We start from the raw sequence: 19,533 nt of genomic DNA, 5'->3' as shown, positions 1-19,533 counted from the left end.
AGTCATCCCTGACCCCTTGAGGGTCCTAAAGGGCCGTTGGAGACCACAACGTTGATAGGTGGGGTGTGTAAGCGTAGTGATACGTTGAGCTAACCCATACTAATTACCCGTGAGGCTTAACCATACAACACCCAAGAAGTGTTCTGAGACTTGTAGCAGATACCGAGAACGAATAACTAAATCAGCTTTTTCAGATTGAAGATTTTTGCCTGGCGGCAATAGCGCAGTGGAACCACCTGACCCCATGCCGAACTCAGAAGTGAAACGCTGTAGCGCCGATGGTAGTGTGGCATTCGCCATGCGAGAGTAGGACACTGCCAGGCACTCAATTAAACGGTGATGTGAAGAATCACATAACCGGCTGCGAGGATGACACCTCACAAACAAGCAGCAAAAGATTTAGCGAAAGCTAACCGAATGCGGAGCGGTAGTTCAGTCGGTTAGAATACCGGCCTGTCACGCCGGGGGTCGCGGGTTCGAGTCCCGTCCGCTCCGCCACTACTTAAGAAGCCCAGTCTAACGACTGGGCTTTTTTTCGTTTTCGATACCGCACTCCTTTTCTCTCACATCAACACCACCATCATCCGATCATCGCCCCTGAGAGAGGTTGCCGCTATAATGGCCGCCCTCAAGCAAGGTGGTGGTATGAAAGCAGAGTATCTACAGCGATTCGGGGGCATAGCCCGTCTTTATGGCCAGCGTGCCCTTGGCTCCTTCAGCCAGGCGAAAGTCTGCGTGGTCGGGATCGGTGGCGTCGGCTCCTGGGCGGCCGAGGCGCTGGCTCGGGCCGGCATCAACCAGATCACTCTGATCGACATGGATGATATCTGCATCACCAACACCAATCGCCAGATCCATGCCATGCAGGGCACGGTCGGCCGTCTCAAGACGGAGGTGATGGCCGAGCGCATCCGTGCCATCAACCCGGATTGCGAGGTAATCGAGGTGGATGACTTCGTCACCGCCGACAACCTGGGCGAGCATATCAAGCGGGAGTTTGACTATGTGGTGGATGCCATCGACTCTGTCAAGGCCAAGGTGGCGCTGATTGCCTTCTGCAAGCGCAACAAGATCCCGGTGATCGTGGCGGGCGGTGCCGGCGGGCAGATGGACCCGACCCAGATCACCGTGGCCGACCTGGCCAAGACCATTCAGGATCCGCTGGCCGCCAAGGTGCGCTCCGACCTGCGCCGACTGCACAACTTCAGCAAGAATCCGGCGCGCAAGTTCGGGGTGGAGTGTGTCTTCTCAACCGAACAGCTGAGCTACCCGGACGGCAATGGTGGCACCTGTCAGGCCAAGGCGGCCAGTGACGGCAACATGAAGATGGATTGCGCCTCCGGCTTCGGTGCCGTGACGCCGGTGACGGCCACCTTTGGCTTGGTTGCCGCGTCCCGGGTCTTGAAGAAGATTGCCGAGCGGGGAGCCCGCGCCGAGAAAGAGGCCGGAAATGAAGACACAGGGTCGATTGGCGAAGCCTGATCGACCACTGTACAAGGTGGGTTAGGCAGCCTGCTCCCGGATTGCCAACACGATAGCTCTGAGCCCGTTGCCCCGCGACGGGCTCAAGTGTTTCTCCAGCCCCAGTTCGCTGAAATAGCCCTCCATGTCGAAGGAGTGGATCGCCGCTGCAGGTTGGTGGTTGAGCGCTGCCAGTACGATGACGATCAGACCACGCACAATGCGGGCATCGGAATCGCAAGCAAAGTGCCAGTTACCATCCTCACCTTTCTCCCCCTTCAACCAGGCCTGGCTCTCACACCCCTTGAGGCGAAATTCCTCCTGCTGCCATTCGCCGGGCAGTACAGGCAGCAGTTTGCCGAGCTGGATGATGAGTCGGTACTGGTTCTCCCAGCCGTTTGCTGCCGCAAACTGCTGACGGATGCTATTTGCGTCGGGCTCAACGCCTATCCGGGTATAGGTTGCGAGGCTGCTCATTGGATTGTCTGCCTTAGAAGAAGTCACGGAGTTTGTGCAGGGCGGCCAGCAGGGCGTCGACATCGTCCCGATTGTTGTAGCAGGCCAGGGAGGCACGCATCGTGCCGCCGATACCGAGCGATTCCATCAGCGGCATGGCGCAGTGATGGCCGATCCGCAGGGCTATACCCTGCATGTCGAGCAGGGTGGCGGCATCTTGCGGGTGGATGTCGTCCAGCAGAAAGGAGACCGCGCCGGCGCGCTGACCGGGTTCGCCGACCAGACGCAGCCCTGGCACCTGTTGCAGTCCGGCAACCAGATAGTCGGTCAGCGCCGCGTCATGGCTGGCCAATGAATCCTTGTCCTGCTCCATCACAAAGCCGATGGCTGCAGCCAGGCCGATGGCGCCGGCAATATGGGGGGTGCCTGCCTCGAATTTGAAGGGCAGGGTGTTGAAGGTGGTACCGGCAAAGCTGACCCTGTCGATCATCTCGCCTCCCGCTTGCCAGGGCGGCATCCGTTCCAATAGCTCGGTGCGGCCCCACAATACGCCGATGCCGGTCGGGCCATAGAGCTTGTGACCGGAGAAGGCGTAGAAGTCGCAGCCGATGGCCTGCACATCCACCTCGAAGTGGGCCACTGCCTGGGCGCCGTCGATCAGGGTCAGGGCGCCGACCGCCTTGGCCGCCGCCACTATCTGCTCGACTGGGTTGACGGTGCCAAGGGCATTGGAGACGTGGGCCACACTCACCAGTCGGGTACGTGGTCCCAGCAGGGCGTGATAGGCGGCCAGATCGAGATCGCCCCGCTCATCGAGGGGGATGACCCGGATCACTGCACCGGTGCGTTGGGCGACCAGCTGCCAGGGGACGATGTTGGCGTGGTGCTCCAGGGTGCTGAGCACGACTTCATCCCCCGCCCTCAGCTCGCTCATTCCCCAGCTCTGGGCCACCAGATTGATAGCCTCCGTGGTGCCGCGGGTCCAGATCACCTCGTGGCTGCGGGGTGCATTGATAAAGCGGGCAACCGTCTCGCGGGCGGCCTCGAAGGCACGGGTGGCCCGGCCGCTCAGGGCATGGGCGGCGCGGTGCACGTTGGCATTGTCGGCCCGATAATAGTGCGCGATGGCATCCAGCACCACCTGGGGTTTCTGGGTGGTGGCGGCATTGTCCAGATAGACCAGAGGGTGGCCGTTGACCTCTTGTGCCAAGGCCGGAAACTGGCTGCGCAGCCGGGCGTGCTGTTGCTGGTTCATGCTCCCCTCATATCATCTGGAAAAGTCGGCCATGATCCGGAAAATAGCGGTCAAACACAAGGCGCAGTGGCGGGATATTGCCTGCGGTTTCGGCTGCCTGCGGGATCTCTGTTACAATGCCGCCCCTCATCATAAGCCAAGAGATCCGGCCCATGAAGCTCAACCCCAATCAGAACGAAGCGGTCAAGTTTGTCTCCGGCCCTTGCCTGGTGCTGGCGGGTGCCGGATCGGGCAAGACCCGCGTCATCACCAACAAGATTGCCTATCTGGTACAGCAGTGCGGCTACAACGCGCGCAACATCGCCGCCGTCACCTTCACCAACAAGGCCGCGCGGGAGATGAAAGAACGGGTCGGCCAGACCCTCGGTCGCAAGGAGGCGCGGGGGCTGATGGTCTCCACCTTCCACACTCTGGGGCTTGAGATCATCCGCCGCGAGCACAAGAGCCTGAATCTCAAGGCCAATTTTTCCCTGTTCGACGATACCGACCAGCTGGCGCTGCTGAAAGAGCTGACCGAGGCGGAGCTCGATAACGACAAGGACAAGCTCTCGGCCCTCATCAGCCAGATCTCCAACTGGAAGAACGACCTCATCCTGCCGGCTCGAGCCATGCGCATCGCCCGCGGCCCGGAAGAGGTGCTGATGGCCCAGCTCTACGAGCGTTACCACCGCCAGATGGTGGCCTACAACGCGCTGGATTTTGACGACCTCATCGTGATGCCGACCCTGCTGCTCAAGAGCAATCAGGAGGTGCGCGAGCGCTGGCAGAACAAGATCCGCTATCTGCTGGTCGACGAATACCAGGACACCAACACCAGCCAGTACGAGCTGGTGAAGCAGATCGTCGGCGAGCGGGCCCGCTTCACCGTGGTGGGGGACGACGACCAGTCCATCTACTCCTGGCGCGGTGCCAAGCCGCAGAACCTGGTGCTGCTGAACGAAGATTTCCCCAATCTGCGGCTCATCAAGCTGGAGCAGAACTACCGCTCCAAGCGGCGTATTCTCAAGTGCGCCAACATCCTGATCGCCAATAATCCCCATGTCTACGACAAGGCGCTCTTCTCCGAGCTGGACGAGGGGGTGAAGCTCAAGGTGCTGTTTGCCAAGAATGAGGAGCACGAGGCGGAGCGTATCGCCGCCGAGCTGATGGGCCACAAGTTCATGAACCGCACCCGGTTCAAGGATTACGCGATCCTCTATCGGGGCAACCATCAGTCGCGCATCTTCGAGAAGGCGCTGATGACCAACCGCATTCCCTACCGTATCTCCGGCGGTACCTCGTTTTTCTCCCGCACCGAGATCAAGGACATCATGGCCTACCTCAAGCTGCTAGTTAACCCGGATGAGGACACGGCCTTCCTGCGGGTGGTCAACCTGCCGCGCCGCGAGATAGGCCCCACTACCCTCGAAAAACTGGGCCAGTACGCCAACCAGCGCGGCAAGAGCCTGTTTGCCGCCAGCTTCGAGCTGGGGCTGGAGCAACACCTCTCCGGGCGCGGTCTATCCGCCCTGCAGGCCTTCACCAACTGGCTGGTGAGGCTTGGCGATCAGGCGCTGCGCGGCAATCCGGTGGAGGCGGTACGGGACATGATCAAGGAGATCCACTACGAGGAGTGGCTCTATGAGACCTCCCCCAGTCCGAAGGCGGCGGAGATGCGGATGCAAAACGTCTCCACCCTTTATCGCTGGATCAGCGAGATGCTGGAGGGGGACGAGCTGGAAGAGTCGATGACGCTTGCACAGGTGGTTACCCGGCTCACCCTGCGGGACATGATGGAGCGCAACGAAGGGGAGGATGAGGCGGATCAGGTGCAGCTGATGACCCTGCACGCCTCCAAGGGGCTGGAATTTCCCTATGTCTACATGGTGGGCATGGAGGAGGGGCTGCTGCCCCACCAGACCAGCATCGACGAGGATAATGTGGAGGAGGAGCGGCGCCTCGCCTACGTGGGGATCACCCGGGCCCAGACCGAACTGACCTTTACTCTCTGCAAGGAGCGCCGCCAGTTTGGCGAGTCGGTGCGGCCGGAGCCGAGCCGCTTCCTGCTGGAGCTGCCCCAGGATGACCTGGAGTGGGAAAACCAGAAGAAGGTGACGGCCGAGGAGCGCCAGCAGAAGGGGCTGGTTGGTGTCGCCAACCTGCGGGCCCTGTTCAAGAAGGATTGAGGTCGGAAGGCTTGGTCTCTCGAGAAGCCTGACCCAGCAGAGGGGGAATATCGGCTCCCGGCAGCGGGGGCGAGATGTGGCGCCCCTGCCCGAGGGCGCAGCCAAGCTCGATGAGCTTTTGCAACTGCTGCTGATTTTCGATCCCCTCGACCACCAGGGTGAAGTCGAGGTCCTGGCAGATGTCCCGCATGGCGCGGATAAGCGCCAGATCCTTGGGTGAGTTCAACATGCGATGGGTGAAGCTATCGTCCACCTTGATGTAATCCACCGGGAAGTGAAACAGGGCGTTGAGGGAAGAGAAGCCGGTGCCGAAGTCATCCAGGCTGACCTGGATCCCTTTCGCCCTCAGTTCATGCAGGGCAGTGAGGGAGTCGGCACTCTGCCGGGAGAGCTCGCGTTCGTTGAACTCAAAGATGAAACATGCGGGGATGACACCCTCCTCCTCCATGATGGTGAGCAGTTGCATGATCTGCTCGTGGCTGGCCAGGTGCTTGCCGGAGAGGTTGATGGCTATCCTGAAACGACCGACCCCGGAGGCGGGTTGCCAAAGCTTCAGTTGCTGGCAGGTGCGCTTGAGGATCTGGCGGTCCAGATCCTGAATGAGGCCGCACTGTTCCGCCAGAGGAATGAAGTCGAATGCATCCTTGAGCTCCCCTTCCTCCGTTATCCAGCGCGCCATGACCTCCAGTCCGACCAGGCGGCTGTCACACAGCCTGATCACTGGCTGGAAGTAGGGCACAATCCGCCCTTCCCGCAAGGCTCTGAAGAGCCGCTCTTCCGGTGACCCCGCCTGTTCGGTACAGGCCTCCGAATACATGACGATGCGGCTGCGGCCGTTGCGCTTGGCCTGGTACATGGCGAGGTCTGCCTGGTGCAGCAGTTCACTGACATCGGCCGTTTGCTCCGTCACACTGGCGACCCCCAGACTGACGGTGATGGTCAGTTCGTTGCCCTGGAGCCGGAACGGATGGCCGATACGGCCAATCAGGCGATTGAGCACGGGGCTGATGTCCTCTTCCCGCTGGCTGTTGTCCAGATAGATGACGAATTCGTCCCCTCCGAGCCTCGCCACCATGTCATTTTGCCGGATGCAGCCTTGCAGCCTGCTGCCCAGCTCCTGCAGCAACTGATCGCCAGCACTGTGGCCCAGGGCGTCATTGACCTGCTTGAAGTGATCCACATCGACGAAGATCAGGGTGAAGCCGGCTGTCTGGTAACGGCGGTAGCGGGTCATGGCATGATGCAGGTGATTCATCAGCAGCGCCCGGTTTGGCAACTGGGTCAGCGGGTCGTGCAAGGCATTGAACTGGAGCCGCCGCTCCAGCTCCTGATGATGCTTGAGCCGTTTCTGCAACCTCAAGTTGGTTTGGCGCAGCTGTTGGAGTCGCTGGTTGATGGACTCCTCCGAGTTGAGCTCATCGAGTTGCTGTCGCACCCTTTTGAGCTCCAGCAGCAGGGTCAACTGATGGCGCAGGAAATCGAGGAATAGCCTGTCATCGGTTTCCAGAGGCCGGGTCATGTTGAGGATGAGGTGGGCAAAGTATTGCTGCTGCTGGCGCAGGGGCAGGCTGTACCAGTAAAGTCCCTCTTCATGGCGCTCTACGCTGTTGGTGCTGTGGCACATGGCCCGAATGATGTCATCGTCGTATGTCAGGTGTGGTGGATAGAGTCGCTCCAGCCGCTGGTTTTCCAGCCGGATCAGCAACATGTCGCTGACTGAGAGCACAGCTTCCAACTGGGCAAACAGGGCATGCTGAGGCAGGTTGTGAGCCAGGCGCATCACTCGGCCGATCTTCTCGATTTTCTCCTGCCACTGGGGATCCCGCTGCATGAGAGGGGAAGCCTGCCCCGCCAGCTGGGTACCGGTCTGGGTTTCGTGCAGTCGTTTGGCCAGGCACTCCAGCAGCAACCTCAGGGTGGGTGCCTGATCCGGGGTGCTGCGTGCCAGCAACCACTGCACGTCGATATGCTCCACAGGCTGCACGCACCAGCCCTGACCTTCATCGAGCCGGGTGAGCTGTTCGGTGAGGCGAGGTTCTTCCCGTCCCAATTGTTGCTTGAACACGTCGGGAAGCTGATAGGTGTAGCGCCAGTTCAGCCCCCCGTCGGCCAGCCCCAGCATGGCGAAATGTTGCAGAGGGCAGAGTTTGTCCAGCAGACCGACCAGTCGGGCGTAATCCTCGGGGGAGGCAATGCCGGGGGCGGGAAAATCCATGATGGAGGAGACGACCGCCAGCAAGGAGTGCGAGTCTGGCGGTGTGGTGGGCTGAACTGACATGCAACACTCCCGAAAAAACTTACCTTCAAGCGTAGTCGGAAGTGATGGGATTGAAAGGGCTGCAAGAGAAGCCCTTTCAATTACTTACAGCTTGTCGATCATGTAGTGAATGGCGTTCTCGATCTCTTCGTCACTGCAGGTGGCGCAGGTCCCCCGCGGTGGCATCATGCCAGCCTTGCCGGTGAAGCCTTCGATGGCGTGTTTGCGCAAGGTGTCGAATCCCTGGGCGATGCGTGGCTCCCAGGCGGCCTTGTCACCTCGCTTGGGGGCGCCGGCGGCACCGGTATCATGGCAGGCGAAGCAGGCACCCTTGAACACGGTCTCGCCGTCACGGGGGCCGGAGGAGGCTGCCGCAGGCGCGGCCGCGGCGGTCGCAATGCCTTCCAGATCCTTGGCGGTATAAACCTGGCCAACCGGGGCAATACGCTCGGCGATGGCCTCTGTCGACATGTCATCGGCGGCAAGGACGGCGCCGGACAGAGTGGCAGCCGCCATCCCGGCAGCCAGCAAATAGCTCAGTTTTTTCAACACGCTCATGTACTCCCAGCAGGCTCTTATTATCCCCAGAAAACGACGGGATTATAACCGAATAGTTACAGTCATTTAAACGCTTGTGTGTGAAGTGTTAAGCAATCTGCAAACAAAGTGGCAGAGCGGGAAGGGGTGATCCCACATCAAAAAACCCGGCATGTGCCGGGTTTCGTGAGGCCGAACAAGAGAGGGCGCGCTGATTGCCCAGGCGCCCCTCGCGTGTCGTCAATCCCAGTTCAGGATCACCTTGCCGGACTTGCCCGAGCCCATGGCTTCGAAGCCCTGCTGGAAGTCGTCGATGTGGAAGTGATGGGTGATGATGGGGCTGAGATCCAGGCCAGACTGGATGAGGCTTGCCATCTTGTACCAGGTTTCGAACATTTCGCGGCCGTAGATCCCCTTGATGAAGAGTCCCTTGAAGATCACCTTGCCCCAGTCGATGGCCATGGTGGAGGGAGGAATGCCGAGCATGGCGATTTTGCCGCCGTGGTTCATCTTGTCGATCATGTCCTGGAAGGCGCTGGGCACCCCGGACATCTCCAGCCCCACATCGAACCCTTCGGTCATGCCGAGATCTTCCATGACATCGGAGAGCTTCTCCTTGGCCACGTTGACGGCACGGGTGGCGCCCATCTTGCGGGCCAGTTCCAGCCGGTATTCGTTGACGTCGGTGATCACCACGTGACGGGCGCCAACGTGACGGCAGACGGCAGCAGCCATGATGCCGATGGGGCCTGCGCCGGTGATGAGCACGTCTTCACCCACCAGGTCGAAGGAGAGGGCGGTGTGCACGGCGTTGCCGAACGGATCGAAGATGGCGGCCAGCTCATCGGGGATGTTGTCCGGCAGCTTGAAGGCGTTGAAGGCCGGGATCACCAGGTATTCGGCGAAGGAACCCGGGCGGTTCACACCCACACCAATGGTGTTGCGGCACAGGTGGGTGCGACCGGCACGGCAGTTGCGGCAGTGGCCGCAGGTGATGTGGCCTTCGCCGGAGACGCGATCGCCGATGGCGAAGCCGCGCACTTCCTGGCCGACGGCGACCACCTCTCCCACATACTCGTGCCCCACCACCATGGGGACGGGAATGGTCTTCTGGGCCCACTCGTCCCAGTTGTAGATGTGCATGTCGGTGCCGCAGATGGCGGTCTTGCGGATCTTGATGAGCAGATCGTTGTGGCCGAGCTCGGGAGCCGGGACATCGGTCATCCAGATGCCGACTTCGGATTTGAGTTTGGAGAGTGCTTTCATGACAGATTCCTCACGGCGCCATGCCGGGTACAGAGGGTAATAAAATGGGGCCCAACCTTGGCCCCCGTTTTAATCAGCCAGCCATGTGATCAAATCACACCGAGCTCGCGACCGATGCGAATGAAGGCATCGATCGCCTTGTCCAGTTGCTCCCGGGTATGGGCGGCGGACATCTGGGTCCGGATGCGCGCCTGACCCTTGGGTACCACGGGGAAGGAGAAGCCCACCACGTAGATACCGGCGTCCAGCATGCGGCTCGCCATCTCGGCAGCCAGTTTGGCATCCCCCAGCATGACCGGAATGATGGCGTGATCGGCACCGGCCAGGGTAAAGCCGGCGGCGCTCATGCGCTCGCGGAAGTAGGCACTGTTCTCCTTGAGGCGGGCACGCAGGTCGTGACCCTCGGCCAGCATGTCGATCACCTTGATGGTGGCCGAGACGATGGAGGGTGCCAGGGAGTTGGAGAAGAGGTAGGGACGGGAGCGCTGACGCAACCAGTCGATCACCTCTTTCTTGCCGGATGTGTAGCCACCGGACGCGCCACCCAGCGCCTTGCCCAGGGTGCCGGTGATGATGTCGACCCGTTCCATCACCTCGCAGTATTCGTGGGTGCCGCGGCCGTTCTCGCCGATGAAGCCGACGGCGTGGGAGTCATCCACCATCACCAGCGCGTCGTACTTGTCGGCCAGATCGCAGATGGATTTGAGGTCGGCGATGACGCCATCCATGGAGAAGACACCGTCGGTGGCGATCAGTTTGAAGCGGGCGCCGTCGGCATCGGCCTGCTTGAGTTGGGCTTCCAGTTCGGCCATGTCGTTGTTGGCGTAGCGATAGCGCCTGGCCTTGCACAACCGCACCCCATCGATGATGGAGGCATGGTTGAGGGCGTCGGAGATGATGGCGTCTTCGGCACCGAACAGAGTCTCGAACAGACCGCCGTTGGCGTCGAAGCAGGAGGAGTAGAGGATGCTGTCTTCGGTGCCGAGGAAGGCGGACAGCTTCTGCTCCAGCTCCTTGTGCTGGTCCTGGGTACCGCAGATGAAGCGCACCGAGGCCATGCCGAAGCCGTGGCTGTCGAGCCCCTGATGGGCGGCGGCAATCAGGTCGGGATGGTTGGCCAGCCCCAGGTAGTTGTTGGCACAGAAGTTCAGTACCTGCTCGCCGCCCACCGCAATCTGGGCCTGCTGGGCCGAGGTGATGATGCGCTCCTGCTTGTAAAGCCCTTCCGCCTTGACCTGTTCGAGCTGTGCGGTCAGGTGACGATAGAATCCGTTAGACATCCTCGGTCCTCATTGCTGTATCGACTGTGTTATCAGGATCCCGGGCCGTGCAACCCGCACGGTTCGGCGTCGTCACGGTCGCGACGAAACGCCGACAGACCCTAGAATGGGCAACATTTTACTGTAATCCCTGCGTATAAATTCAAATTTTTATGCTGATAATCAACAATTGTGAAACAGATCTCACCCGGCTGGTTGGGCCAGTTGGTGATAATGTTGCTCCAGTTGATGTATCTGGGGGGCCACCTGTGGCTGCACGTAGGGGCGCAGCAAAAACAGCACCCGCAAGACCCCCTGGTAGAGCAGGGGTTTGGTGATGCGGGTGGCCGGGGCCTGGGCAATCTGGAACGGGATCCAGCAGGTGACGACCATCTTGATGGTCTGGCCGAGATCCGGCAGGTCTTCATCGCTGACGGCGATGATACCGCCTTCGCGCAGGCTTCTGAGCAGCGTCTCCACGGTGGCACGGAGCTGCTCCTGTGCCTTGAGGTATTTCTGCTGCAGCAGCTCGTCGCGACTCAGGATGTCCGGCAGGTTCGCGTAGAAGAAGCGGAACTGCCACATCAAATAGAAGATGGCATCCAGGTAGCCCATCAGATCCTCCAGCCGGATCTCGCTGCTGCGGATCGGAGTGAAGCTGTCGCTCAGGTGGCGGGCGTACTGATCGAAGATGGAGTGGATGATGTCTTCTTTGTTTCTGAAGTGGTAGTAAAGGTTGCCCGGGCTGATGCCAAGGTGTGCGGCAATGTGGTTGGTGGTGATGTTGCGCTCGCCCTGATCGTTGAACAGCTCGGTGGCGCTGTGGATGATCCTGTCTCTGGTCTTCATCGCTGGTCCCTCTGCCGGGCCCGAAGGGGAAAAGTCATCGAGGTCGAATCCCCTTGCGGCCCGTGATAAACTTTTCGGCAATTTCAAATTGGCCCACTATACACAGCTTTAACAGGCAGTCACACGGGGCCACAACGTACGCGAGGCAAACTCCATGATCGTAGTAACTGGCGGTGCTGGCTTTATCGGCAGCAATCTGGTCAAGCAGCTGAACGCTCAAGGACGGACCGATATCGTGGTCATTGATGACCTGACCGACGGCACCAAGTTCGTCAACCTGGTCGACCTCACCATCGCCGACTACATGGACAAGGACGAGTTCCAGGCGCGGATCGTCTCCGGTGACGAATTCGAGGAGTGGGATGACGGCATCGAGGTGATCTTCCACGAAGGCGCCTGTTCCGCGACCACCGAGTGGAACGGCAAGTTCATCATGGAGGTCAACTACGAGTACTCCAAGGATCTGTTCCACTACTGCATCGAACGGGATATCCCCTTCATCTACGCCTCTTCCGCCGCGACCTATGGCGGGCGCAACGACAACTTCATCGAAGATCCCAGGTTCGAGCAGCCCCTCAACGTCTACGGCTACTCCAAGCAGTTGTTCGATCAGTACGTGCGTCGCTGGATGCCGGAGATCAACTCCCAGGTGGTGGGTCTCAAGTACTTCAACGTCTATGGTCCCCGCGAGCAGCACAAGGGCTCCATGGCGTCCGTGGCCTTCCACCTCAATACCCAGGTGAAGCAGGGTGACAATCCCAAGCTGTTCGAGGGCTGTGACGGCTTCCCGGATGGCGGCCAGATGCGCGACTTCATCTACGTGGACGACGTCTGCAAGGTGAACCTCTGGTTCTGGCAGAATCCGCAGCACTCCGGCATCTTCAACTGCGGCACCGGCCGGGCTGAGCCGTTCCAGAACGTGGCGGAAGCCGTGATCAGGCATCACCAGAAAGGCGCCATCGAATACATTCCCTTCCCGGATCACCTCAAGGGTCGCTACCAGAGCTTCACCCAGGCGGATCTCACCAAGTTGCGCGGCGTCGGCTATGACGGCGAGTTCAAGACTGTGGCCGAAGGCGTGGCCGATTACATGGCCTGGTTGAACCGATGAACGCTCCGGCAAATGTGGTTGCGCCGGGTAGTGTATTGCAGATCTGCCTTTCTCAGGGTTGGGGGGGGTTGGAGATGTACCCTATCCGGGTCGGCAAGGGGCTGGTAGAGCGAGGTTGGCGTGTGTTCGGGTTGGCACTGGCAGGTAGTCGAGTTGCCTCAGATATGAAGGCCGCTGGTTTTGAGGTGTTTGAGGCGGCATCACGCAATCAGGCCATCTTGCGCCTGCCTGCGCTGCTGCGCTGGATGAAGCAAAGCGGCATCCAGATCGTGCACTGCCACAAGTCCAGCGATCTGCTGTTGGCCGCATTACTTGGCACTATTTCCTCGTTTCGCCTCATTTTCACCGAGCATATGGGCTCAAAACGACCTAAGAAGGATCCGTTGCATCGCTGGATCTACGGCAAGGTCGATAGGGTGCTCTCCATCAGCGACGAGACACTGAGGCGCAATCGCGCCGCCTTGCCGCTCCCCGCAGAGCGTATTCAGCGGCTGTGGCTGGGCACCGAGTTGACCTCTTGCGAGGAAGAGCCAGCCCTTATTCGCGGTGAGCTGGGTATTCCCACTGGCCCGCTGATCGGGATGGTCGGCCGTTTCAGTCCCGGCAAGGGGCAGCGTGAGCTGCTTGAGGCCTTTGCCCTGCTGCGTACCGAATTCCCCGACCTTCAACTGCTGCTGGTGGGGGGGACGCTTGCCACCGAGGGGGCTGATGAGCCCTTCGTCACTGAGCTGGAGTGCGACATTGCCCAACGTCAACTCGGTGGTGCGGTGCATTTTTCCGGCTTCCGACGAGATACCGCCCGCATGTTGCAGGCGATGGATGTGGTGGTGATCCCTTCTCACAACGAGGCATTTGGCCTCACCGTGATCGAGGCGATGGCCGCCGGTAAACCGATCGTCGGGGCCACTACCGGTGCCGTGCCAGAGGTGCTTGGTGGTGTGGGTTTATTGGCCGAGCCATTGCAACCGCAAGTTATCGCTGGGCAGATCAAGGTACTGCTGCGAGACCCTGAATTAAGTGAGCGCCTGGGGAAATTGGCTCGCGAGCGGGCCGAGCAAAAATTTGATATGTCCCTGCATCTGGATTTGTTGATTGATATATACCAAGGGTTATCTTGATGTTGTTTGCCGATATACCAAAGAGAGCCTTCTGCTTTTCTAAATCACAAATATATACCTCACTTATCTCTATGTGGTGGTCACAATCTACCATTTCAATGTTTAAATCCTATTCTATTTCCTCCGTATTGTTATTTCCCTCTATTCCGATGTATTTTGGTTATGGAGAAAAACTCGGGATAATGATGCCTTTAGAAGGTTAGTCATCAAATGAAAATTTATGTCATTAGTCTCAAGCGTTCACCAGCCAGACGCCAACGAGTCATCGAGCAAATGGCTAGTCACGGTGTTGATTTTGAATTTTTTGATGCGGTAGATGGTCAGTTTGAGCACCCACTTTTTGCTGATTATAATTATAAAAAATGTTTATGGTTGACCAGTGGCAAAATGCCGACGCGTGGTGAAATGGGTTGTTATGCCAGTCACTATTTACTCTGGATGCATAGTGTTGCCATCAATCAATCCATTGTGGTGTTAGAGGATGATGCTATTTTGCTCCCATCCTTTAAGAAGACAATTAATATGATTGCTGATGATGTAAATAAATTTGGATTTATTAGGCTGGAGCCTGTCATTCGTGGGAAAACACAGCTGGTATCCGTGCGAGAAAATTACAAAATATTGATGATGGAAGATAATTTTGGGGGAATGAGGGGCTATGCAATCTCACCAAAATCCGCTGCTAAATTAATCAAACACAGGTGGTCATTGCCTGTAGATTGTTTTGTTGGGTTAGCCTATCTACATAATATGACCTCTTATGCTATTGAGCCTAGCATTGTTGCTCATGATGAGGTTGTGCCTACAACAGTCCAACTTGGATTTTCTAAAACAGCCTGGTACAGGAAACCAAGCCGAGAGCTGTATACACTCTATAAAAAGATAATGATTAAGCTTGCCTATCTTAGAAAGACAGGAAAAGATGGATTATGATCACCATCTGTAAAAACAAAAAGATTGTAAGCTATATGTTGCATGCTTATTATCTCTTGCCAATGTTGATATTATCATGCTTGGCATTTAATACTGAGGATGGGAAACATTATATCTCTCGTCTTGTAGTGGCTATGTTTATAATTTCTCTATTTACTGCTAGAAAGATATTATGGTCAAATTTAAATAACCCTGAAATAAAGAGGATAATGTTTTTTTGGATCCTAATTGCAGTTGTTTTTGCTGGTTACCATATTTTTCGTGGAGAGGTATTTAGTGCCCCTCGTGCTATTTTAGTATCACTGCTTTACCTGCTTGTTGTGCCTTGGCATAGGATACAAAAGCAGATGGTATTGTTGGTGATATTATTTGGTGGTTGTGTTGCTGGTGCTGTGGGGCTCTATGAGTATGCGGTGTTGGATATCAGAAGGGTTGGTGGTGTCATTAATCAAATTCCATTTGCATTATACGTTGCCATTACATTGTTAATCGCCATCTATACTGTTCTGAATAATCAAAACAGAAATGTAAATTTATTGGTATGGTTGTCTATTATTGGCTCAGTCTTTGCAATCGTCATGAGCGAGGTGCGGGGGGGTTGGCTAGCACTTATTTTTACTGCGATTATATTGGTGTGTTACCAATTGAAAAAATGGACTGTGCGCCGTATGGCCTCAATGGCGGTCGTTGCATTAGCCATGTTAGTGTTGCTATCTTTAATTCCCGCGATTGAACAAAGAGTTGATGAAACCAGGCAAGAAATCACACAAATATCGGCGGGTAATAAAGATACATCTATCGGTATCAGGCTTCAGTTATGGCACTCAGCGATAGAAATAATCAAAGCTCACCCCTTGATGGGAGTGGGTACCAAAGGCTACCAAAATATAATGGAGCAGCAATATCAACAAGGTGTGATAACCAGTGCAGTTCTCTCATTTAAAAATGCACACTATCATAATCAATATCTTGATAGCTATGTGCGCTATGGTGTGCCTGGCTTATTAATAGTTTTCGTTATTTTTATGTCACCTTATTTACTGTATGGGTTGCAATGTACCCCACAGGGTTTTTTGTGTATTTCAATTAGTAGTGTGTGCCTTATTGCAGGATTAACAGATGTACCATTAATACATACAGGAATAATTTATGTAATAATATTATACTCAGCGGTAATATATCTAACATCATGTGATTATAAAAAAACACAATTATGATAAAATATTTTATTCTGGTTTGAATGTTATTTTCATTTACAATATGTTGAGGTTCATGTGTCGTTTTTTTTGAACAAAATCCGCCTATGGCTTAGGAATAAAATTTATTGTCAGCCTGGAAATGAAATAAATATTTCTGGGCGAGTACGGGTGAGAAGATGCAAAATATCCCTAAAGGGACATGGCTGTTCGCTGACACTCCATCCTGATGTAAATCTAAGGGGGGTTAACATAGAGATTGATGGTATTAATTGCCATATAAATATTGGTGCCAATACGGTTGTTGGCGAGAATACATACCTTTCTTGTCGTGAAAGAGATATTAGTTTGACGATAGGTGATTACTGTATGTTTTCAAGGAATGTGAAGGTAATGACGTCGGATGGGCATGATATTATTAGAAGTGGAGAAAGGATGAATTATGCAAAAAATATAACAATTGGTAATAAAGTATGGTTGGCCGATGGCGTTGTTGTTCTAAAGGGGGGGGATATTGGGGATGGTTGTGTTATTGGAATAAATTCTGTTGTCACTAATAAGGTTCAGGGAAATACTGTCGCGGTAGGCTGCCCCGCACGAGAGGTATCCAAGAACGTTAGTTGGCGAAAAGAATTAACATATTGATATAATTGTTTTTTTAAAATTCATATCCAATAACATGAGTCAATAATAATAATGTATCAACGCCGCCTTCAACAATTATTACCCATACTTTGGCCTCAACTTATCTGGTTGACATTAATCCTTATGGTGGCGCGAGTCGTAATGTATAACTCCTTCGTCGAGTCCGATCTGGTGGCCGACAAGGGGGACGATCTGCTGAGGATGTGGGTCACCGGGTTGCGCTATGATCTGCGTATCGCGGGGATGGCGGTCGCGCCTTTCCTGTTGTTCGGGTTGGGACTTGCCGGTTGGAGCAAGGGCTGGGGATATCTGTGGCGCAGTTTGCCGCTGTGGTTTGGGTGGGTGGCATTTATTGTGGCTAGCGTTGCAATCGGCAATTATTTCTATTACCAGACCTATCACAACCATATCGATGTGTTCGCCTTTGGTCTGGTTGACGATGATACCTGCGCCGTGTTGGCCAATATGTGGCAGGACTATCCGGTTATTAAAGGGGGTATCGCCGCTACCCTGTTGGCACTTCCTCCTGTCTGGTTCAGTTATCGTGTCCGATCCATGACGCTGCGGCCTTGGCCGAGTGCCCTGTTCTGGGTGGTGTTGGTTCTTTCGGTCATCCTGATCGCCGTTGCCGCACGGGGTAGCGTGGGGACTTTCCCTCTTCGTCGTGCCAATGCTCAGGTTTCTGACCTGACGGTGCTCAATAAATTGACGCCCAATGGCTTGATGGCGATTGATTGGGCCATCAAGGATTATCAGGCTGATATTCAGTTTGAGATAGTCGATGCCGCCGAAAAAATAAGACTGCTTAAGGCCGCTGGGCTTGATTCATTAGCAGGACGGACCCCGATCAATACATGGCTTGCTGACCACAAACCCCATGTGGTGATGAGTCTGATGGAGAGTTTTGGCAGCAATATGCTGGCACTGGATGAGCCGGGTAAAAACGATCTGCTGGGCAGTTTGCGCGAGCCGTTCCGGCAGGATTTCGTATTTAAGCGTTTCGTGTCGGAGGGGAATGGCACCGCTCCGTCTCTGGCTGCGCTGTTTTTCCATAGCCCCATGGAGAACCTTAGCCACTCTTCGGCACAGTCCAAGGCGCTAACCGGTACGCCATTCTCTATTTATAAACAGGCGGGTTACCGCGTTATCTTCATCTCGCCAGGTAATATGATGTGGCGCAATCTAGTCAATTATTTACCGGTGCAAGGGGTTGATGCCTTATACGACCAGAATACCTTGATGGAAATGTATCCCGAATCAGCGAAAGAGTTGACGGATTGGGGATTGCCTGACGAATATGCTTACCGACTAGCCGAGCAGTTGCTTAAAGAGGCCAAGCAGCCGCTTTTCATCAGTATTTTGACTGTGACCAACCATCCCCCTTATGTAGTGCCGTCCCATTATGTACCGCAGCCGGTGGCCGTGACCGACGGGGTGCGACGTCACGCCGAAGATGGCCAGATTGATCAGCTGAATATCTTACGTACCTACCAATATGCGGCGGATGCTTTTGGGCGTTTCGTGGCCGATATCAAAAAATCCGCGTTAGGTACCCATACCCTGATCGCCGCCACTGGCGATCATCAGATGCGTAGGGTCAAGGCCTATTATCCTGCCGAGCAGATGCTCGACCGGGCGGTGCCTTTCTATCTCTATGTGCCGAAAGCCATTCTGGATCGGGTGCCCTGGCGTTTTGAGTCGGCGCGCCCAGGCTCCCACAAGGACATCTTCCCGACGCTCTACGCCTTCAGCCTCTCGGACGTACCCTACCAGGCGCTCGGTGGACGTAATTTGTTGGCGCCACAGGACGATCCGACGCGGGCGTTTGGTTACAACGAGACGGTCTGGATTGATGCTAATGGTGCCTACCCCCTGACTGGCAATCCGGTCAGGTATCTTTGGGTCCCAGGAGAGAGTTGGTATCTGGGTGAGGCCGTACAGCCGATCGATGAGGTGCAGCGGCAGCGGATGCAGGCTTATCCGGCATTGCTGCGTTGGCAGCTTAATGCCAGAGTCGCGGGCGTGATCGCCGATGATGAGATCGAGTGAATGTTACCCCTTCACCCATAGAGAGGCACACATGTTCAAGGCTGACTGGCTGTTGCCCTTGCCCGCCGGGCTGGATCAACACCAGGCCATGTGCAACGGCACCGTTGGTCTCACAGCCGTGTCCCTGCTGGCGGCCCTTGGTTATTAGGTGGCTGCCCTGACCGGTCGCCACAAAGAGCAGGCGGGCCATACTGACCGCCTTGGGAGCGAGTCACATAGTGCCGCGCAGCGAATTGCTGGAGCTGGCCAAGCTGCTGGCCCAGATGAACTATGGCGGTCTGCGGTCTGCGGTCTGCGGTCTGCGGTCTAGCGGGCGGCTTCGATCTGCCCACCAGTGTAATGCCTTTCATCCTGCGCAACGTGCAACTGCAGGGTGCATTCGGTGATGTGCCCGCTGGCGCGTCGTCAACTGGCGTAGCGGCGACTGGCGCGGGATTTGCCCGCCAGCCCAGGCGGTGACTGAGATCGGACTGGAGCAGGTGGTGGATGCTGCGAGGCCATCACGCAGGTGAAAATTGCGGGGCGCACGCTGGGGGGGGGAGCTTTAAATGGAGCCAATTGCGAGCCCCATTATTCTGGATAGACTTTGTAGGCCGGTGCACTATCCAAGGAGAATGAGCATGGGTACGCAGACGCCTGATTTCGATCTCGATGATGACTGGGAGCCGGAATTCTGGGAAGACGAGCTGGAGGAGCTGGATGACGAGAGCTGGCAGGACTATGACCCTCTCGACGATCAGTGACTCCCTGTAACGCCTGAGGGCGGGCCTGGTGCCCGCCCGATTTTTTGTGTGGCGAGGGGGGCAGCCCTTGGTGAGAACGGGGCGGGCTGGTTATACCAATCGGATTAAACATTAGGTCAGTTTTATCCAATCTCGGCTACAAAGTGACATCACCCGCTCCACATCGGCAATAAAGTGCTTCCAGGCCGATGTGCAGGCATCAAGGATGTCGTCGTAATCCTTGAAGCTGCGAT

General features: G+C 56.2%; 16 protein-coding genes, 1 tRNA gene, 2 rRNA genes and 2 pseudogenes. 13 read left to right on the top strand and 8 right to left on the bottom strand.

The features are described from left to right. From J9889_RS08450 to tcdA, 4 genes are all read left to right on the top strand, one after another. Window positions 1-124: ribosomal RNA gene (locus J9889_RS08450) — 23S ribosomal RNA — on the top strand; the annotation flags it as partial. Between the two features lie 84 nt (window positions 125-208). Further along, window positions 209-323, top strand: a 5S ribosomal RNA gene (rrf, locus tag J9889_RS08445). 98 nt (window positions 324-421) lie between these two features. After that, window positions 422-498: transfer RNA gene (locus J9889_RS08440), tRNA-Asp, on the top strand. A gap of 147 nt (window positions 499-645) precedes the next feature. Then, entirely contained in the window at window positions 646-1,482 is an 837-nt protein-coding gene (tcdA, locus tag J9889_RS08435) for a tRNA cyclic N6-threonylcarbamoyladenosine(37) synthase TcdA (RefSeq protein WP_029313443.1), read from the top strand. 21 nt (window positions 1,483-1,503) lie between these two features. On the opposite strand, the gene J9889_RS08430 is transcribed toward tcdA, so the two are convergent. Together J9889_RS08430 and J9889_RS08425 are read right to left on the bottom strand one after the other, a co-directional pair. Next, window positions 1,504-1,938 carry a SufE family protein gene (locus tag J9889_RS08430; protein ID WP_210556371.1) on the bottom strand — a complete coding sequence of 145 codons (435 nt, stop codon included), beginning with the start codon at window positions 1,936-1,938 and terminating at the stop codon, window positions 1,504-1,506. A gap of 13 nt (window positions 1,939-1,951) precedes the next feature. Next, the gene (locus tag J9889_RS08425; protein ID WP_210556369.1) at window positions 1,952-3,172 is read right to left on the bottom strand and encodes a cysteine desulfurase; all 1,221 of its coding nucleotides are present in this window, start codon (window positions 3,170-3,172) and stop codon (window positions 1,952-1,954) included. A gap of 152 nt (window positions 3,173-3,324) precedes the next feature. Between J9889_RS08425 and rep the strand changes: the two genes are divergently transcribed. After that, window positions 3,325-5,337 (top strand): DNA helicase Rep, encoded by a 2,013-nt coding sequence (gene rep / locus J9889_RS08420; RefSeq protein ID WP_210556367.1) that lies wholly within the window; start codon window positions 3,325-3,327, stop codon window positions 5,335-5,337. On the opposite strand, the gene J9889_RS08415 is transcribed toward rep, so the two are convergent. From J9889_RS08415 to J9889_RS08395, 5 genes are all read right to left on the bottom strand, one after another. Further along, window positions 5,324-7,615, bottom strand: coding sequence for a bifunctional diguanylate cyclase/phosphodiesterase (locus J9889_RS08415; protein WP_210556366.1), 2,292 nt, complete (start codon window positions 7,613-7,615; stop codon window positions 5,324-5,326). The two genes, rep and J9889_RS08415, sit on opposite strands and share 14 nt — an antisense overlap. A gap of 84 nt (window positions 7,616-7,699) precedes the next feature. Next, window positions 7,700-8,152 (bottom strand): c-type cytochrome, encoded by a 453-nt coding sequence (locus J9889_RS08410; protein ID WP_039041132.1) that lies wholly within the window; start codon window positions 8,150-8,152, stop codon window positions 7,700-7,702. Window positions 8,153-8,371: 219 nt separating this feature from the next. Further along, entirely contained in the window at window positions 8,372-9,397 is a 1,026-nt protein-coding gene (gene tdh / locus J9889_RS08405; RefSeq protein WP_010672427.1) for an L-threonine 3-dehydrogenase, read from the bottom strand. Between the two features lie 89 nt (window positions 9,398-9,486). After that, on the bottom strand, window positions 9,487-10,677 hold the full coding sequence (locus tag J9889_RS08400) for a glycine C-acetyltransferase (RefSeq protein WP_045522539.1): 1,191 nt from the start codon (window positions 10,675-10,677) through the stop codon (window positions 9,487-9,489). A 183-nt stretch (window positions 10,678-10,860) separates the two neighbouring features. After that, window positions 10,861-11,505 (bottom strand): TetR/AcrR family transcriptional regulator, encoded by a 645-nt coding sequence (locus J9889_RS08395; protein ID WP_010672429.1) that lies wholly within the window; start codon window positions 11,503-11,505, stop codon window positions 10,861-10,863. A 154-nt stretch (window positions 11,506-11,659) separates the two neighbouring features. Between J9889_RS08395 and rfaD the strand changes: the two genes are divergently transcribed. The 8 genes and pseudogenes from rfaD (at window position 11,660) to J9889_RS24500 (ending at window position 19,300) form a co-directional block, all read left to right on the top strand. Further along, a complete protein-coding gene (gene rfaD, locus J9889_RS08390; RefSeq protein WP_139700693.1) occupies window positions 11,660-12,616 on the top strand; it encodes an ADP-glyceromanno-heptose 6-epimerase in 957 nt (318 codons plus the stop codon). Continuing rightward, window positions 12,613-13,734, top strand: a complete 1,122-nt coding sequence (locus tag J9889_RS08385) for a glycosyltransferase family 4 protein (RefSeq protein ID WP_139700695.1) — start codon at window positions 12,613-12,615, stop codon at window positions 13,732-13,734. Before rfaD ends, J9889_RS08385 begins: the two co-directional genes overlap by 4 nt. Before the next feature lie 210 nt (window positions 13,735-13,944). Beyond that, window positions 13,945-14,667: a glycosyltransferase family 25 protein gene (locus J9889_RS08380; protein WP_064339113.1), complete on the top strand. Its 723-nt coding sequence runs from the start codon at window positions 13,945-13,947 to the stop codon at window positions 14,665-14,667. Continuing rightward, complete coding sequence (locus J9889_RS08375; protein ID WP_210556364.1) at window positions 14,664-15,884, top strand: O-antigen ligase family protein; 1,221 nt, start codon at window positions 14,664-14,666, stop codon at window positions 15,882-15,884. Before J9889_RS08380 ends, J9889_RS08375 begins: the two co-directional genes overlap by 4 nt. 69 nt (window positions 15,885-15,953) lie before the next feature. Next, window positions 15,954-16,508 carry an acyltransferase gene (locus J9889_RS08370; RefSeq protein ID WP_180343592.1) on the top strand — a complete coding sequence of 185 codons (555 nt, stop codon included), beginning with the start codon at window positions 15,954-15,956 and terminating at the stop codon, window positions 16,506-16,508. Window positions 16,509-16,559: 51 nt separating this feature from the next. Continuing rightward, on the top strand, window positions 16,560-18,557 hold the full coding sequence (locus tag J9889_RS08365; protein WP_139700697.1) for an LTA synthase family protein: 1,998 nt from the start codon (window positions 16,560-16,562) through the stop codon (window positions 18,555-18,557). A 37-nt stretch (window positions 18,558-18,594) separates the two neighbouring features. Continuing rightward, window positions 18,595-19,140, top strand: a pseudogene (locus J9889_RS24040) (hypothetical protein); the annotation flags it as partial. 37 nt (window positions 19,141-19,177) lie between these two features. Beyond that, complete coding sequence (locus J9889_RS24500; protein WP_139700700.1) at window positions 19,178-19,300, top strand: hypothetical protein; 123 nt, start codon at window positions 19,178-19,180, stop codon at window positions 19,298-19,300. 111 nt (window positions 19,301-19,411) lie between these two features. Here J9889_RS24500 and J9889_RS24035 read toward each other — a convergent pair. After that, a pseudogene (locus tag J9889_RS24035) lies at window positions 19,412-19,533 on the bottom strand (IS630 family transposase); the annotation flags it as partial.

Source organism: Aeromonas sp. PrichA-15 (assembly GCF_017939245.1).
GTDB classification, from domain to species: domain Bacteria; phylum Pseudomonadota; class Gammaproteobacteria; order Enterobacterales; family Aeromonadaceae; genus Aeromonas; species Aeromonas caviae.
Note: the sequence above shows the minus strand (reverse complement) of the source record. Positions and strands in the feature narration are given on the sequence as shown.